This is a genomic window from Kitasatospora nipponensis, from assembly GCF_039528135.1.
GTDB lineage: Bacteria > Actinomycetota > Actinomycetes > Streptomycetales > Streptomycetaceae > Kitasatospora > Kitasatospora nipponensis.
Genome location: NZ_BAAALF010000183.1, coordinates 1 through 16,670 on the forward strand (window position 1 = coordinate 1; position 16,670 = coordinate 16,670).

Sequence of the window (16,670 nt, forward strand, 5' to 3'; positions counted from 1 at the left end):
GCTTCCGCGAGCTCGGGGAGCAGCTGAGCCTGCGCTACTGAGCCCGCGGCCGGTCGGCTCGGCGCGCGCGGCGGTCCGGTTCCAGACGGTCAACTCGTGGCCGGCCGCGAGCAGGCGGCGGGCCATCGGTGCTCCCATGGTGCCCAGTCCGAGCAGGGCGATCTTGGTCTCCATGGACTCCACCGTAGGAGGTGGCCACCGATGCGACCAGCGAATGTCTAGCATGGCTGCCATGTCTCCCTCGCATGACTTCTCGACACCGCTGCTGCGGGTCTTCACCGAGGTCGCCCGGCTGGGCTCCTTCACCGCCGCCGGCCGGGTCCTGGGCTACACCCAGTCCGCCGTCTCGCGGCAGGTCTCGGCGCTGGAGGAGGAGGCCGGGGCGGTGCTCTTCGACCGGCTGGCGCGCGGGGTGCGGCCGACCGAGGCGGGACGCCGGCTGCTGCCGCACGCGCAGGCGGTGCTGGAGCGGCTGGACGCGGCCCGCCGCGAGCTGCTGGACCTGCGGTCGCTGGCCACCGGCCGGCTGCGGGTGGGCGCCTTCGCCACCGCCGACGCCTCGCTGGTCCCGCACGCCATAGCGGCCTTCCGGCGCGCGCACCCGGCCGTCGAGCTGACGCTGCGCGAGGGGCTGACCGCCGAGCTGGTGGACCTGCTGCTGGCCGGCGCGGTCGACGTGGGCGTCATCAGCCTGCTGCCGGCGGGCGCCGACCGGCTCCCCGAGGGCCTGGAGCTGCACCGGTTGCGCGACGACCCGATGCTGGTCGCGGTGCCGAACGGGCACCGGCTCGCCGGGCGGCAGGCGGTCGCGCTGGCCGACCTCGCCGACGAGGAGTGGATCGCCGGCAGCGCCGATCCCGGGCAGACCCTGATCGCCTCCTGCCTGCGCAGCGGGTTCCGGCCGCGGATCGGGTTCGTGGCGAGCGACTGGATGGCCAAGCAGGGCTTCGTCGCCGCGGGGCTGGGCATCACCCTGATCCCCTCGCTGGCGGCCGCCGCGGTGCGCCCCGACATCACCGTGCTGGCCCTGGACCCGCAGGACGTGCCGCCGCGCCACGTCTACGCCGCCACCGCCCGCGAGCTGACGCCCTCACCCGCCGCCCACGCCTTCCTGACCCTGCTGCGCGGCCACACCGGGCTCAGCGCAAGCCCGTGACGGAGCGGCGCTGCCACGGCGTCTCGACCGCACGCGGCGCGTGGCCGGCGCGCACGTGGGCCACCGACAGCACCCGAGTCGCCCCGGAGCAGCGGCTCAGCCGGGCGGGCGGCGGCGCCGGGTGACGGCCAGCACGGCCATGTCGTCGTCGCGCGGGCCGCCGGTCCACTCCTCGACGTCGCGGATCAGCGTGTCGATCGCGTCCTGCGGGCGGATGAAGGGGCCGCGGCCGGTCAGCCGGGTCCGCGGGTCGTAGAAGGTGCCCGCGCCGTCGCGGGCCTCGGTGACGCCGTCGGTGAGCAGCAGCAGCGTGTCGCCCGGGGCGAGCGGCCAGCCGTCGGGGCCCCGGCGCGACAGGCCCAGGCCGCTCATGCCCAGCGGCAGTCCCGGCTCGCGGGGCTCCAGCGCCCGCACCCGCCCGCACCCGTCGCCCGGCAGCAGGTACGCGGCGGGGTGGCCGCAGTTGAGCAGCCGCACCTGGTCACCGGCCGGTGCGAACTCGCCGAGCAGCGCGGTGATGAAGCCCTCCATCCGGTACTCCTCGGTGAGGTCCGGGGCTTCGCGCAGCACGGCGTGCTCCAGGCGGTCGGCCAGCTCGGCCAGGTCCGCGGCCTGCTCGGCGGCCTCCCGGAAGGCGCCGAGCAGCACCGAGACCGAGCCCACCGCGCCCAGACCCTTCCCGCGCACGTCCGCGATCAGCATCCGGGTGCCGTAGGGCGTGCGCTGCACGGCGTACGCGTCGCCGCCGATCAGCGCCTCGGTCTGGGCGGCCCGGTAGCAGGCGGCGACGGCCAGCTCCCCGATCCGCTGCGGCGGGTCGGGGAGCACGGCGCGCTGGGCCGCCTCCGCCACCGAGCGCACCACGTCCAGTTGCTTCCCGTGGCGGGCCACCACGCGGTTGACCCCGATGCCGATGAGGATCGCGAAGAGCGTGTTGGCCAGCTCCAGGTAGCCCGAGACGTGGCCCAGCGTGCCGTCGCGGACGGTCAGCGCCAGCACCCCGACGATGATGACGGCGCCGATCAGCAACGTGTACCGCAGCGACAGCAGGGCGCCGGCCACCACGGCGGCCGCCGCGAGCATCGGGTCGCCCCAGTAGTCGGCCGGGGCGAGCGCGTCCCAGACCAGCCCGGCGACCACCAGCACCGCCGGCGTCAGCCGGACGTACCAGGGCCACTGCGTGGAGCCGACTGCCATCCGCGTCCCCGATCCCGCCCGATATCCGATTGGCACCACTTTATCCCGCTCCGTCCCCCCGAATGGAACGACCCGGGAAGGCCGCCGAGCCCACCCCCGGCGCCCGGCCACGCGCCGGGACACCCGCGAGGCGGGGAAGAGCGCGAGCCCACCCACCGACCCCCGCCAGGCACCACGGCGAGTGAGCCGAAGGGCGCGCCGGTCTCGAAAGGGAGAAGGGCCAAGCAACCGAGGAACGAGGGAGCGCAGCGCCCGCCGACCGTCGACACCGGGCCAAGAGCGCCCGGAGGCGAACCGAGCCGGCAAGGGGTGCGAGTGAGCCGAAGGGCGCGCCGGTGTCGAAAGCGAAGAGCGACAAGCGACCGACGAAGGAGGGAGCGCCGGAGCGAGGAGCGTCGACACCGGGTCAAGAGCGCCCGGAGGCGAACCGAGCCACCAGAAAAAGGTGCAAACTGGCAACAAGTGCACGAACCGCCCAGCGCGGCGGCGCGGGGGACGGCCGCCCGGCGCTGACAGGGGCTCAGGGCCCCTGCCGGTGGCGTACAACGCGCTGCGCGGTCGCCGCTCCACCGGTCGCCCGTCCGCCGACGGCGAGGAGGTGCGGGGCAGCCATGTCCGAGGAGAACGTGACCGCGGTCCGCCGGATCTACGAGAACTTCGCGCGCGGCGCCGTCGAGGAGGTCCTGGCGGGCCTGCAACCGGACGTCGAGTGGATCGAGAGCGAGGCGGAGTTCATGCCGCAGCGCGGTACCCACGTCGGCCCGGGGGCGGTCGCCGAGAAGGTCTTCGGCGTGCTGCCGGTGATCTTCGAGAGCTTCGCCGCCACCCCGCTCACGGTGCACGACGCCGGCGAGGTGGTGGTCGTCGAGGGCCGCACCAGCGGGGTGACCAGGACCGGTCACGCGCTGGACGCCGCGGCGGTCTGGGTGCTCACCCTGCGCGACGGCAGGGTGGCCCGGATGGTCAACTACCATGACACCGACGCCTGGCGGCGCGCCCTGGTGGTCTGAGCCTGGGGCCCGGCCACCGCGTGCGGTACGTTACCCGCGGGTAGAGCCTCCATCGGAGGCCTCGATGCGGGGAGTTGGCGGCATGGGCGCAGACGACGGGCAGCCGGTCGGGACCGGGTTCTTCGCCTCGGTGGACGAGGTGGCCGGGCAACTGGCGGCCGCGGGCTACCTGGCCTCGACCGCGGTGGCCACCACGGTCTTCCTGGCCGACCGGCTGGGCAAGCCGCTGCTGGTGGAGGGGCCGGCCGGGGTCGGCAAGACCGAGCTGGCCAAGGCGGTGGCCCGGGTCGGGGCGGCCCGGCTGGTGCGCCTGCAGTGCTACGAGGGCATCGACGAGTCGCGCGCGCTCTACGAGTGGAACCACGCCAAGCAGTTGCTGCGGATCACCGCCGGGCGCGAGGAGGGCTGGGACGAGGCGCGCCACGACATCTTCGGCGAGGAGTTCCTGCTCAGCCGCCCGCTGCTCACCGCGATCCGCGGCGACGAGCCGACCGTGCTGCTGATCGACGAGACCGACAAGGCCGACGTCGAGGTCGAGGGGCTGCTGCTGGAGGTGCTCAGCGACTTCCAGGTGACGGTCCCCGAGCTGGGCACCATCGAGGCGACCCGGCGCCCGTTCGTACTGCTCACCTCGAACGCCACCCGTGAACTCTCCGAGGCGCTGCGCCGGCGCTGCCTCTTCCTCCACCTGGACTTCCCCGACGCGCAGTTGGAGCAGCGGATCATCCAGCTGAAGGTGCCGGGCCTGAGCGAGGTGCTGGCCGCCTCGCTGGTGCGGGTGGTCAACGCGCTGCGCGCCATGGAGCTGCGCAAGGCGCCCTCGGTGGCGGAGACCATCGACTGGGCCCGCACGCTGCTCGCGCTGGGCGCCGAGGCACTGGACGAGACGGTGGTGCACGACAGCCTCGGGGTGATCCTCAAGCACCAGGAGGACATCGTGCGGGCCACCCGGAAGCTGACCCTGGCGTGAGCGGGCCGGGCCCGGAGGTCGACCCGGTCGCCGCGCGGCTGACCGGCTTCGTGCAGGCGCTGCGCGGCCACGGGCTGCGCACCGGCCCGGGCGAGAGCGTGGACGCCGCCTCCGTGCTGGCGGTGCTGGGCCTGGCCGACCGCGAGCGCCTGCGGGCGGGGCTGGCGGCGGCGCTGCTGCGCGCGGACGGGCAGCGGGCGGTCTTCGACGCGACCTTCGACCTGTTCTTCCCGCTCGCCGTCGGCCGTCCCGAGGCGGCCCGCCGCGATGAGGGCGAGCCGGGCGCCGACCCCGTCGACCTGGCCGCGCTGCGCGAGCGGCTGGCCGCGGAGGAGCCCGCCGGCGACCGGGCCGCGCTGGCCGCACTGGCGGGCGAGGCGGTGGACGGGTTCGGCCGCTACGGCTCCTCCCCCGCCTCGGACGGCTGGTCCGCGCACCAGACGCTGGGCCGGCTGACCCCCGAGACGCTGCTCGCCTACGTGGTGGAGGCGCTGCGGGCCGGCCGGCCCGCCGGCGAGGCGGTGGCCTTCACCGACCCGCTGACCGGGCATGAGATCCGCCGCCGGATCGAGGAGTTCCGCACCCTGGTCGGCGCCGAGGCCCGCCGGCGGGTCGCCGAGGTGCGCGGCACCGAGCGGATCGCCCAGCGCGCGATCGCACCCACCGTCGACCAGGTCGACTTCCTGTTCGCCGGACGCGACCAGCTGGCCGAGCTGCGCCGGACCGTGCAGCCGCTGGCCCGCAAGCTCGCCACCCGGCTGGCCGCCCGCCGCCGGCGCGCCGCGCACGGGCGGATCGACCTGCGGCGGACCCTGCGGCGCTCGCTCTCCACCGGCGGGGTGCCGCTGCGGGTGGTGCAGCGCCGGCGCCGGCCCGGGCGGCCGGAGATCGTGCTGCTCTGCGACATCTCCGGATCGGTGGCCGGCTTCGCCGACTTCACCATGCTGCTGGTCCAGGCGATGCGCGACCAGTTCAGCCGGGTGCGGGTCTTCGCCTTCGTCAACCGGATCGACGAGGTGACCGACCTGGTCGCCGCGGGGTCCGCCGATCCGGCCGGCCTGGGCCGGCGCATCCTCACCGAGGCGACGGTGGCCGGCTACCACGGCAGCAGCGACTACGGCGCCGCGCTGGGCGAGTTCGTCGAGCGCCACCTGGCGGCGGTCGGGCCGCGGACCAGCGTGCTGATCCTGGGCGACGCCCGGACCAACGGCTTCGACCCCAACGTGGCGGCGCTGCGCACCATCGCCGCCCGCGCCCGGCGGGTGTACTGGCTCAATCCCGAGCAGCCCGACCGCTGGGCGAGCGGGGACAGCGCGGCACTGCGCTACGCCGAGCACGTCGAGATGCATCCCTGCCGCAACGCCCGCCGGCTCGGCGAACTGGTCGCCCGCCTGCTGCCCCTGTGACCGCCGGTCGCATTCACGGCAGTTATTCCGGTTGGGTCATAACTATCCGACCCAGGGAACGAATTGTCGTCACGTGGCCCCCATTCCACACTCCCCCGGCCGGAGCGTACCCCGGAGGTCTGTCAGGTGGCGTTCAACTGCTGAGGCCTGACGGTTGAACGCCGGCCAGCCAACGGCCGGCGGACACTTACGTGAAGTCATAACCTTGACGTGGGCGCGAGTTGGGAATCCGAACAGGTCGGGCGTGCGGGGGCCGAGCTGTCGACAGCCCGTCAGCCACGCTTGTAGGTTGTGGGTCGAATTCGCCAGGACTCCAATGGCGGCGACCCGATCCGTTTCCTGGGCGGATAGGGCAGGGGGGGTCCAGGAAGGACATCAGAGACCATGATCACCGGCAGCGAAGTGTCGATGCGGCCACTTCTCCTCCTGGTCGCCACGGGCATGCGGTCGTACCGCGAGTACCTCCTGCGATCGATCAGCAGTGAGTTCCGGGTGCACCTCTTCCACACGGTCGAACCCTCGTGGGAGAAGGAGTACCTGAGCGGCTGGACCGTCGTCCCGGACACCTACGACGGGCCGGGGATGGCGGCGGCCGCGGCCGAACTGCACGCGCACAGCCCGTTCGACGGCGTGCTCTGCTGGGACGAGGCACGGATCCACGCCGCCTCGCACATCGCCGAGGCCCTCAAGCTCCCCAACGGCGACCCGGCGGTGATCTGGCGGCTGCGCGACAAGGCCCAGACCCGCCAGGCGCTGGCCGCGGCCGGCCTGCCGCAGCCCGCCTCGATACCGGTGACCACCGAGCAGGAGGCGGTGCTGGCCGCCGAGCGGATCGGCTACCCGGTCATCCTCAAGCCGCGCGGCTTCGGGGCCAGCGTCGGCGTGATCAAGGTGGACGACCCCGCCGGCCTGGCCCGCGGGTTCGCCTTCACCAGCGCCGCCACGCTGCCCGACCCGATCTTCTACAACTCCGACGAGCCCTACCTGGTCGAGGAGTTCGTGTCGGGCGAGGAGATCAGCGTGGACGCCACCGTGCGCGGCGGCGTGCTGACGCCGCTGTTCGTGGGGCGCAAGCAGGTCGGCTACCCGCCGTACGCCGAGGAGATCGGCCACAGTGTGGACGCGGCCGACCCGCTGCTCGCCGACGAGGGCTTCGCGCGGCTGCTGAGCGACATCCACGCCGCGCTCGGCTTCACCGACGGCTGGACGCACAGCGAGTTCATGCTCACCGCGGAGGGGCCCAAGCTGATCGAGGTCAACGGGCGGCTCGGCGGCGACCTGATCCCCTACCTCGGGCGGCTGGCCACCGGCATCGACCCGGGCCTGGCCGCGGCCCGGGTGGCCTGCGGCCTCGCGCCCGAGACCACCGCGCAGCGCGCCGTGGTCACCGCCATCCGGTTCTTCTACGTCACCGAGGACGACACCGTGATCGGCTCGATCGCCTTCGACGAGCAGCGGTTGCCCGCCGAGATCGACCGCGCCGTCGTGGTGGCCCAGCCGGGCGCCACCGTCTCACCGCCGCCGAAGGGCACGGTCTGGGGCCGGATCGCCTACGCGACCGCGGTCGCCGACAGCCTGGACGGCTGTACCCGGGCGCTGGACGCGGCCGAGGCGGCACTCGTCGTCGTCCCCGCGTGAGCGCGCGGCTGAAGGCCAAGGCCGCCGGGCCCGGGGCCTGGGCCACCTTCATTGAGTCGCCGATCGCGGTGAAGGCGATCCTGGCCGGGGTGGTGATCAACCGGCTCGGGGCGTTCCTCAGCATCTTCCTGGTGCTGTACATGACCTCGCAGGGCTACTCAGCGGACCAGTCCGCCTTCGCGCTGGGCGCCTACGGCGCCGGCGGCGTGGCCGGTGTGCTGATCGGCGGCGCGCTGGCCAACCTGCTGGGCGCGCGCAACGCCACCGTGCTGAGCATGACCGGCTCCTCGCTGCTGCTGGTGCTGGTGTACTACGTGCACAGCTATCCGCTGATCGTCGTCTCGGTGCTGCTGGTCGGCCTCTTCCAGACCATCTACCGGCCGGCGTCGGCGGCGCTGCTCTCCGAGCTGATCCCCGACGACCGGCAGGTGATGGTCTTCGGGATCTGGCGGCTGGGACTCAACCTCGGCACCACGCTCTGCCCGCAGCTCGGCTTCGGGCTGTACCGGCTGGGCGGGCACGGCTACGGCATGCTCTTCTGGGGCGAGGCGGCGGTGGCCGTCGGGTACGCGGTGATGGCCTTCCTGACCCTGCCGGGCAAGGCGGCCTCCGGCGAGGCGGCGGCCAAGCCCGCCGCAGCCGACGAGGCCGGGGCGGCCGGCGAGCAGGACGGGCAGGACGCCTCGGGGCCCCAGCCGCGCGAGAGCTACCTCCAGGTGCTGCGCGACACCCGTTACGTCTTCTACCTGCTGGCGTCGCTGGCCAACGCGATCATCTACTCGCAGTACCTCTCCACCCTGCCGCTGGACGTCACCCGGGCCGGCGTGGACGTCTTCTGGTACAGCCTGGCGGTCTCGGCCAACAGCGTCATCGTGATCGCCTGCGAGCTGCCGCTGACCCGCTTCTCGCAGAAGTGGCCGATCAGGATCACCGCCGGCAGCGCGTTCGCGCTGGTCGGCCTCGGCGAGGCCTGTTACGGCCTGCCGCTGGGCGCGGCCGTCATCCTGATCGGCACGCTGATCTGGACGCTGGGCGAGATCCTCGGCGGGCCGACGCTCTTCGCCTACCCGGGTCTGGTCGCCCCGCCGCGCCTCAAGGCCCGCTACATCAGCAGCTTCCAGCTGATGTTCACCGCCGGCACGGCGATCGGCCCGGTGATCGGTGGCCTGCTCTTCCAGCGGCTGGGGCACGGGGTGTGGCCCGTCGTGGCGGTCTTCGCGGTCTTCTCCACGGTCTTCGGAGCGCTCGGCATGAAGCCGATCGCCCCCCTGGTCGAGGCCCGCGAGCAGGAGGCCGCCCAGGAGGCGGCCAAGGACGCCGAGCGGGATGCCGGACCGGGTGGGGAGCCCGGATCCGAGTCGGACAGCGAGCCGGTCAGCGAAGGCGTCTGACGCGCCCGGCCGCGGGTGCCGAAGGGCGCTCGCGGCCGGGAACCGACCCACCCTCTCGAAGCGTGACGACAGACGCGGCGGCGCTCCGCCGGCGACCCCGCATGGGGCGCCGACCGCGAACTCTGTTCCAGCTCCCACGTGTACAGCACAATTCCGGGCTCCGGCACATGGAGCCACAACGGTTCTGGCGAAACACTTGCCTAGGGGCGTGACATGAATACTGTGGACCGGATACCGATCGACTCCGTCCTCCCGGGGCAGTCCCCCCGTTTCGGCGCGGAGGACGAGAACCACATCCGCCGGCTGGCCGAGACGGACGCCGAGCTCCCCGCCATCGTGGTGCACCGCAGCACCATGCGGGTGATCGACGGCATGCACCGGCTGCGCGCCGCCCACCTCAAGGGCGAGCGGACGATCGCGGTCGAGTTCTTCGACGGCACCGACGCGGCTGCCTACATCCTGGGCGTGCAGGCGAACGTGACCCACGGCCTGCCGCTCTCGCTGGCCGAGCGCAAGGAGGCCGCGCGGCGCATCGTCGCCCTCCAACCGGAGCTGGCCGACCGGGCGGTGGCCCAGCTGACCGGCCTCGCGGCCGCCACCGTGAGCGCGATCCGCAAGCGCGCCGGCGCGGAGGAACTCGGTGCCCGGCTGGGCCGCGACGGACGGCTGCGGCCGGTCAACGCGGACGAGGGGCGCCGGCGGGCGGTCGAGGTGATCCGCGAGTACCCGGACGCCTCGCTGCGCGAGATCGCGCAGGCGGCCCGGGTCTCGCTGGGAACCGCGCACGACATCCGCGCCCGCCTGGAGCGCGGCGAGGACCCCGTGCAGCGCGGCAGAACCGAGCCGGCTGAGCCGGCCCCCAGCGGACAGGCCGACACCCCGGGCACCGCCGGCGGGCCGGCGGGGGGCGAGGCGGCCAACGGCGAGCACCGGGCCGCGGGCGCCGGGCGGGGGCTCGGCGCGGCGGCGATGCGCGCCGCGGCGCCCGCCGACGGCTGGAGCCAGGGCCCCGACGGCACCCGGCCGCAGCCCGCCCTGCCGGCCATGCGGCGGATCGGCGCCGAACGGCCAGGCACCGAGCGGGCGACGGGCGAGCGGCCGGCCAGCCGACGCGGAGGGGCGGAGGCCTTCGCGGGGCTGGAGAGCCTGCGTCGCGACCCCTCGCTGCGCTTCACCGACCACGGCCGGGCCCTGCTGGTCTGGCTGCACCGGCGGCTGGTGGTGGTCGGCGAGGCGGAGAGCGAGCTGCGCAACATCCCGCCGCACCTGCTGCCCGTGGTGGCCGAACTGGCCGAGGAGTGCTCCGACATCTGGCGCGAGCTGGCCCTCGAACTCCACTACCGAGCACGGCAGATCGGCTGACGGGGGATGGACACGACGACCGACGCGGTCCCCGCTCGCGCCGTCCGCACCGCCGGCGTCGCCGTGGTCGGCGGCGGGCTGGCGGGCGCCGTGCTCGCCTGGCGGCTGGGACAACTCGGCGTCCGGAGCACGGTCTTCACCGCGCACCCGGGCACGCCCAAGGACGCCACCGAGGCCTCCGGCGGCCTGGTGCGCGCCTTCGAGATCGACCCCGAGGCGGCCGCGCTGGCCGCGCTGAGCCTGGCCGAACTGCGGGCCGATCCGCTGCTGCGGGCCTGGTCCCACTACCAGGAGGCCACCTCCAGCTACCTGGTGGCCGCCGGCGCCGACCGGGCGGCCGCGGTCCGGGTGCTCGAGCTGGTGGAGCCGCTGCTGCCCGGCTCGGCCCAGTTGGTGGACGCCACCGAGCTGCCGGCCTTCCGCAACCTGCCGCCCGGCACCGGCGCGGTGCTCGAGCGCGCGGCCGGCCGGATCTCACCGGCCGGCCTGCGCCGCTCCCTGCTGCACCAGGTGGCGGCCCGGGGCGGCACCGTGCGCCCCGAACCGGTCACCGCAGTGCTGCCCGGCCCGGCCGTCCGCTCGGGAGCCGGCGCGGTCGAGCGCTTCGACGCCGTGGTGCTCGCCACCGGGCCGTGGACCCCCACCCTGCTGGCCCGGTGGCAGCTGCCGGACCAGCAACTGCGCAGCAAGCAGATCCAGTACACCCTGGGGGCGGCCCGACTGCCGGGCCTGGGCGTGTTCGTGGACGAGACCAGCGGGCTGTACGGCCGCCCGGACGGCGACGGCTTCCTGCTCGGCCTGCCCACCGAGCGCTGGGACGTCGACCCGGCTGGTGACACCCCCGACCAGCAGCTCGCCGACCGGCTCGCCGACTGCGTCAAGGACCGCTTCGGACTGCCGAGTTGGCCAGGTCCGCAGGCCCGTACGGTGGTCGCCGCGGACTGTTACGCCCGATCCGGCGGCCTGGCCCTGCGCGAACTGCCGGGCCACCCGGCGCTCTTCACCTTCACCGGCGGCACCGGCGGCGCGGCCAAGACCGCCGTCCAGGCCGGCCGGCTGGCCGCCCGCGAACTCCACCAGGCACTCAAATAAACCTTGCTGACGCAATATCAGTCAGTTGAACGCCTTGTCGTGGAAAATGCGGCCTGCCTAGCATTCAGGAAGAAAATCGACCCTCCGCCCCCCGCGTGTCCTACCCGCGGAGCGGCACCCGCATTCTCTGATTGGGGACGGCTTTGGAAAGCCAGGACGTGGAACTGCTCGCCATCGGCGCCGGGCCGGCGAATCTCGCCCTGGCGGTGGCCCTGGAGGAACTGGCCCCCGGCGATCTCGCCGAGCGCACCAGGATCGTCGAGCAGGCCGACTCGGTGGTGTGGCAGCGCGGCATGCTGCTGCCGTGGACCCAGAGCCAGGTGTCCTTCCTCAAGGACCTGGTGACCCTGCGCAACCCCACCAGCCCGTTCTCGTTCGTCAACTACCTGCACAGCGTGGGGCGGTTGGACGAGTTCATCAACCTGGGCACCTTCACCCCCTACCGCCAGGAGATCTCCGGCTACCTGCAGTGGGTGGCCGACTCGCTGGGCCGGGTGGGCGTCGACTACAGCCGCACCTGCACCGCGCTGGCCCCCGAGCGGGCCCGTGACGGCAGCGTCGAGGGCTGGCGGGCCGACTTCGCGGACGGCTCGGTGATCACCGCCCGTCACCTGTCGATCGGCGCCGGCCGCGACGCGCGGATCCCCGCCGAGTTCGCCGCGCTGCCCGCCGAGCGGGTCATCCACAGCACCGAGTACTCCGCGCGGATCGCCGCGCTGGACCCGGCCGCCCGGCACCGCTTCGTGGTGATCGGCGGGGCGCAGAGCGCCGCCGAGCTGCTCTGGGCGGTGCACCAGGGCTTCCCGACCGCGGACACCACCATGGTGATGCGCTCGATCGGCCTGAAGAACTACGAGTCCAGCAAGTTCACCAACGAGGTCTACTACGGCTCGTTCATCGACGAGTTCCACGCGGCGCCCGAGGAGTCCCGCCGCCAGCTGCTGCACGAGATGCACCTGAGCAACTACGCCGGGCTCGCGCCCGCGATGCTGGAGACCCTCTACCGCCAGCGCTACCTCGAGCGGCTCAGCGGCGAGGAGCGGCTGCGCCTGGTCACCATGACCGACGTCACCGCCACCCGCTTCGAGAACGGCGAGGCGGTGCTCACCCTGCGCGACCGCAAGACCGGCCAGGTCAGCGAACTGGCCGCGGACTACGTGCTGCTGGGGACGGGCTACGAGGCCGCCATGCCCAAGCTGGTGCAGGGCCTGGCCGACCGGCTGGGCCTGGCCGAGGTGACCGTCGACCGCAACTACCGGCTGGTCGTGCCGGGCACCGAGTCCGGCCCCTCGGTCTACCTTCAGGGCGTCAACGAGGCCACCCACGGCATCTCCGACTCGTTGCTGAGCGTGCTGGCCGGACGCTCCGGCGAGATCGTGCAGGACCTGCTGCGCCAGCGCCGCCCGCGCGTGCTGGTCGACGTCGCCTGATCCCGACCCCCGCCCCGGAACCCAGCCACAGGAGCGCACGATGACGATGGAAATCCGTTCCCTCAATCGCGGGGAACTCACCTTCGAGTACGAACTCTTCACCCAGCGGCTGATGCCCTGGCCGCTGCTGAACGCGCCCTTCGAGGGCTGCTGGTCGATTGTCGAGCCGGGCACCTCCTCGCGCCCGCACGACCACCACGAGTACGAGATCTGGATCGCGGCCAAGGGGGCCGCGGAAATCGAGGCGGACGGCGTGCGCCGACCGTTCGTGGCCGGTGACATCGTGCACTTCACGCCGGGCACCGTGCACTACGCGATCAACGACTCGGACAGCAACCTGGAGTTCTACTCCATCTGGTGGGACACCGAGCTGGCCACCGCCTTCACCGAGCGGCACTCCCGGCAGCCGGCCGCGGGTGAGCAGGAGTGAGCGCCTCCCCGACCGCCTCCCGGCCGCGGATCCTGGTGGCGGCCACCCCCACCCCCAACGGCGACCTGCACGTGGGCCACCTGGCCGGCCCCTACCTGGTGGCCGACATCCACGCCCGCTACCTGCGCGCCACCGGGCAGCAGGTCACCTGGACCACCACCACCGACGACAGCCAGACCTACACGCTGGCCACCGCCGCCCGCGCCGGCACCACGCCGGCCCGGCTGGCCGCCGACTCGGCCGCCGCGATCGAGCGCTCGCTGCGCGCGATGTCCATCGAACTGACCACCGCCACCGACCGGTTGCTGCCCCCGGTGGACGCACGGACGCGCGAGGCGGTGGTGGAGTTCGTCACCGCGCTGCACGCCGGCGGCCGGCTGCGCGAGCGCACCGTGCGGCTGCCCTACGCGGAGCGGTCGGGGGTGCACCTGTACGACGGCCTGCTGGTGGGCCGCTGCCCCAGCTGCGGAACGGGGAGCAACGGCGGTGCCTGCGAGGACTGCGGGGCGCCGAACAACTTCGACGAACTGCTCGACCCGCGCTACGTGCTGGACCCCGAGGAGCCGGTGGGCTACCGCGAGGTGCGGATCCTGGTGCTGCCGCTGGAGGAGTACCGCGCCGAGATCGAGGCGCACTTCGCCGAGGCCGCCGGCCGCTGGCGGCCGCGCCCCAACCGGCTGATCGAGCAGCTGCTGGCCGCCGAGCTGCCGGCCATCCCGGTGACGGTGCCCGGTCGTTGGGGCGTGCCGGCGCCGTTCGCCGAGACCCCGGGGCAGATCGTCTACCCCTGGGTGGAGGCGATGGCGCTGGCCATGTACGCCACCTGGTGGGCCAACGGCCAGGACCCGTCGGTGCCCTACGACGAGTACTGGAAGGCCGAGCACGACGCCGAACTGGTGCTGCTGCACGGTTTCGACAACGTGTACCACTGGGGACTGGTCAGCCTGGTGCTGCTGCTCGCGCACGGCGACAAGTACGTGCGGCCGAGCGCGAGCGTGGTCAACGAGTTCTACGAGCTGGAGAACGCCAAGTTCTCCACCAGCCGCAACCACCTGATCCGCGGCGCGGACCTGCTGGACTCCGGGGTGGCCCGCGACGTCGCCCGGTTCTACCTGGCCCTCACCCTGCCCGAGCGGGCCCGGACCAACTTCACCCGGGCCGACCTGGCCACCGTGACGGCCCGGCGACTGGTGGGTCCCTGGAACGAACTGGCCGCCAGGATCGAGGGGCTGCTGGCCGAGCACGGCGAGGGGGCGCAGCTGGCGGTGTCCGCCGCGGCGCGCGAGCGCGCCACCGCCTTCGCCGACGAGCTGCACGCCTGCTTCGAGCTGACCGACTTCAGCGTCGCCAGGGCGGCCGCCCTGCTCGCCGACAAGCTCGCCGAACTCGGCGAACGCGCCTATTCTGCAAGCGAGTTCGGTGACCTCCTGCTGGAGGCACGGACCCTGCTCGGCTGGTCCGCGCCGATTCTGGTGGACACCGGCGCGCAGGCGCTGGCGGCCGGCGTCCGACTGGATCTGACGCCGGGCACCGAGGACAAGATCGCCCCCTTCCGACTGCCCACCCTGCCGGCCAACTGAGCACCCCGCAGCGGACATACCGAGGACAGAGGACCACATGAAGCTGCTCGCCATCGAGAGCGCCCAGAACAAGGAGTACTACAAGTCCCGCTACCAGCAGGTCGTGGACCTCGGCGTGGACCTCTACGTGCTCAACGGACAGGGGCAGCCGGGCTTCTGGCCCGAGGAGCGGTACCGGATCGCCGGTAGCCAGGACGCCGACGCGCTCGTCGAGCTGGCCCGGCAGTGGCACGCCACCGAGCAGTTCGAGGGGGTCATCACCTTCTCCGAGTCGGCGGTGATCGCCGTGGCGGTGGTGGCCGAGGCGCTGGAGCTGCCCAGCATCGGGGTGGAGGCCGCCAAGGCCAGCCGCAACAAGTACCTGATGCGCCAGGCGCACGAGCGCGGCCAGGCGGCCCACCCCGGTTACCGCTACGCCGAGGACGTCGAGCAGGCCAAGGCCGCCGCCGCCGACTTCGGCTACCCGGTGATCATCAAGCCGACCCTCGGCGCGGCCAGCAACTTCGTCTTCAAGGCCGACGACGAGGCCGAGTTGACCGAGCGCTTCGCCCAGGCCCAGGAGGGCCTCAAGGGCATGTACTGGTCGCACGCCGAGATCGGCGGCCTGGACCTGGGCCCGGACGGGCTGTTGATCGAGTCCTTCCTGGACGGCCGGGAGTTCCTGATCGAGGCGCTGGCCTGGGACGACGAGGTCTACCTCGGTTCGGTGATCGACCGGGTCACCGTCGAGGGCGCCACCTTCGACGACGACGTGCACCACGGGCCCACCTCGCTGGGCGAGGCGGACCTCGCGGCGGTGCACGAGGTGGTCCGGGCCGGCCTGCACGCGCAGGGCCTGCGGCGCAGCGTGGCGCACGCCGAGGTCCGCTTCCACCAGGGCCGGCCGTACGTGCTGGAGATCGCCGGCCGGGTCGGCGGCGGCGGGCTGGACGAGTGCGCGCGGCTGACCGCCGGGTACGACCCGATCAAGGCCGTGGTGGACGTGGCCCGCGGGGTGAAGCCCGAGGTGCGCCACTACCGGCCCACCGGCACCCACATCACCGCGATGTGCCTGATCAGCGAGGAGAACGGCCTGGTCCAGGAGGTCGAGGTGCCCGAGCTGGTGTCCGGCTCCGACCAGGTGTTCCTGCTCAAGGTGACCGCCCGCCCGGGCGACCTCAACCTCCGTCCGCCGCACGGCAACTCGATCGTCGGGTTCCTCGGAACCACCGGCTCCTCGTACGAGGAGGCGATGGGGACGATGACCGAGTTCGCGGCCCAGATCAAGGTCACGGTGGAGCCGAAGTGATCGACTACGACGGCCGGCGCTTCCGCCCGGTCAGTGCGGACCACGAGGAGTCCGGCCGCAGCGCGCTCTACCGCCAGCGCGGCGACCTGCTCTGGGGCGAGTTCTCGGGCGGCGACGCCCGGCGCGGCACGCTGACCGGGATCTGCGCCCCGGACGGCACCCTCACCTTCGCCTACTGCATGGTGCTGGGCGACGGCGAGGTGGTCTCCGGCCGCTGCCACTCCACGCCCACCCGGCTGCCCGACGGCCGGATCCGGCTGCACGAGACCTGGGAGCGGTTCGGGGCGCACGCCGCCAGCGGCATCTCGTTGCTGGAGGAGATCGCCGAGGACCAGGACGAGCGGCCCGGGCCCCGGCACGCCGGCGACCCGGTGGCGGCCGCCGTGGGCGGAGGCTCGGCGTGAGGCGGGCCGGACGGCGGCTGCGAGCCCGGGCCAGGGCCGGATGCCTGAGCTGATCGAAGCCGTCCGGCAGGCCGTCACGGCGGGCACCGCGCCGGCCCCGGACGTCCGGCTGGCCCTCGCCCAGACCACCGATCCGGCCCAGCTGATCGAGGCGGGCCTGGCCCTGGAGGGCCTGCGGGACCCGGCCGGCGAGCTGCGCGCGCTGCGGGTGGTGCTCGCCCCGGCCTGCCCGGCCGGGCCGGTGGCCGGGCGGGGCGGCGCCGGGCGGGGGGGGGGGGGGGGGGGGGCGGGGGGGGGCGGGGGGGTACCGCGGGGG

Annotated in this window: 16 protein-coding genes; 14 read left to right on the plus strand and 2 right to left on the minus strand. The window is 73.6% G+C overall.

Annotated elements, in window-relative coordinates:
* Nucleotides 1–174, minus strand: a 174-nt coding sequence (locus ABD323_RS32995) for an NAD(P)-binding domain-containing protein (protein ID WP_344445750.1), incomplete at its 3' end; no start/stop codon positions are given.
* 58 nt (nucleotides 175–232) lie between these two features.
* On the opposite strand from ABD323_RS32995, the gene ABD323_RS33000 reads away from it, so the two are divergent.
* Nucleotides 233–1,156: a LysR family transcriptional regulator gene (locus ABD323_RS33000; protein ID WP_344445735.1), complete on the plus strand. Its 924-nt coding sequence runs from the start codon at nucleotides 233–235 to the stop codon at nucleotides 1,154–1,156.
* Between the two features lie 96 nt (nucleotides 1,157–1,252).
* On the opposite strand, the gene ABD323_RS33005 is transcribed toward ABD323_RS33000, so the two are convergent.
* Nucleotides 1,253–2,353: a PP2C family protein-serine/threonine phosphatase gene (locus ABD323_RS33005; protein WP_344445736.1), complete on the minus strand. Its 1,101-nt coding sequence runs from the start codon at nucleotides 2,351–2,353 to the stop codon at nucleotides 1,253–1,255.
* Between the two features lie 611 nt (nucleotides 2,354–2,964).
* Here ABD323_RS33005 and ABD323_RS33010 point away from each other — a divergent pair.
* The 13 genes from ABD323_RS33010 to ABD323_RS33070 form a co-directional block, all read left to right on the plus strand.
* Nucleotides 2,965–3,363 carry a nuclear transport factor 2 family protein gene (locus tag ABD323_RS33010; RefSeq protein WP_344445737.1) on the plus strand — a complete coding sequence of 133 codons (399 nt, stop codon included), beginning with the start codon at nucleotides 2,965–2,967 and terminating at the stop codon, nucleotides 3,361–3,363.
* Between the two features lie 82 nt (nucleotides 3,364–3,445).
* On the plus strand, nucleotides 3,446–4,333 hold the full coding sequence (locus tag ABD323_RS33015) for an AAA family ATPase (protein WP_344445738.1): 888 nt from the start codon (nucleotides 3,446–3,448) through the stop codon (nucleotides 4,331–4,333).
* Nucleotides 4,330–5,739 carry a vWA domain-containing protein gene (locus tag ABD323_RS33020; protein WP_344445739.1) on the plus strand — a complete coding sequence of 470 codons (1,410 nt, stop codon included), beginning with the start codon at nucleotides 4,330–4,332 and terminating at the stop codon, nucleotides 5,737–5,739. The genes ABD323_RS33015 and ABD323_RS33020 overlap by 4 nt, the downstream gene beginning before the upstream one ends.
* 384 nt (nucleotides 5,740–6,123) lie before the next feature.
* The gene (locus tag ABD323_RS33025) at nucleotides 6,124–7,377 is read left to right on the plus strand and encodes an ATP-grasp domain-containing protein (protein WP_344445740.1); all 1,254 of its coding nucleotides are present in this window, start codon (nucleotides 6,124–6,126) and stop codon (nucleotides 7,375–7,377) included.
* Complete coding sequence (locus tag ABD323_RS33030; RefSeq protein WP_344445741.1) at nucleotides 7,374–8,768, plus strand: MFS transporter; 1,395 nt, start codon at nucleotides 7,374–7,376, stop codon at nucleotides 8,766–8,768. The genes ABD323_RS33025 and ABD323_RS33030 overlap by 4 nt, the downstream gene beginning before the upstream one ends.
* Nucleotides 8,769–8,981: 213 nt before the next feature.
* Nucleotides 8,982–10,130: a ParB/RepB/Spo0J family partition protein gene (locus ABD323_RS33035; RefSeq protein ID WP_344445742.1), complete on the plus strand. Its 1,149-nt coding sequence runs from the start codon at nucleotides 8,982–8,984 to the stop codon at nucleotides 10,128–10,130.
* 6 nt (nucleotides 10,131–10,136) lie between these two features.
* Nucleotides 10,137–11,222: an FAD-dependent oxidoreductase gene (locus ABD323_RS33040; protein WP_344445743.1), complete on the plus strand. Its 1,086-nt coding sequence runs from the start codon at nucleotides 10,137–10,139 to the stop codon at nucleotides 11,220–11,222.
* A 158-nt stretch (nucleotides 11,223–11,380) separates the two neighbouring features.
* Nucleotides 11,381–12,652, plus strand: a complete 1,272-nt coding sequence (locus tag ABD323_RS33045; RefSeq protein WP_344445744.1) for a lysine N(6)-hydroxylase/L-ornithine N(5)-oxygenase family protein — start codon at nucleotides 11,381–11,383, stop codon at nucleotides 12,650–12,652.
* A 40-nt stretch (nucleotides 12,653–12,692) separates the two neighbouring features.
* Nucleotides 12,693–13,082, plus strand: coding sequence for a cupin domain-containing protein (locus tag ABD323_RS33050; protein ID WP_344445745.1), 390 nt, complete (start codon nucleotides 12,693–12,695; stop codon nucleotides 13,080–13,082).
* Nucleotides 13,079–14,662: a class I tRNA ligase family protein gene (locus ABD323_RS33055; RefSeq protein WP_344445746.1), complete on the plus strand. Its 1,584-nt coding sequence runs from the start codon at nucleotides 13,079–13,081 to the stop codon at nucleotides 14,660–14,662. Before ABD323_RS33050 ends, ABD323_RS33055 begins: the two co-directional genes overlap by 4 nt.
* A gap of 37 nt (nucleotides 14,663–14,699) precedes the next feature.
* Nucleotides 14,700–15,950, plus strand: a complete 1,251-nt coding sequence (locus ABD323_RS33060) for an ATP-grasp domain-containing protein (RefSeq protein ID WP_344445747.1) — start codon at nucleotides 14,700–14,702, stop codon at nucleotides 15,948–15,950.
* The gene (locus tag ABD323_RS33065) at nucleotides 15,947–16,354 is read left to right on the plus strand and encodes an avidin-fold protein (protein WP_344445748.1); all 408 of its coding nucleotides are present in this window, start codon (nucleotides 15,947–15,949) and stop codon (nucleotides 16,352–16,354) included. Before ABD323_RS33060 ends, ABD323_RS33065 begins: the two co-directional genes overlap by 4 nt.
* 40 nt (nucleotides 16,355–16,394) lie before the next feature.
* Nucleotides 16,395–16,670: hypothetical protein (locus ABD323_RS33070; protein WP_344445749.1), on the plus strand; the 276-nt coding region annotated here is incomplete at its 3' end.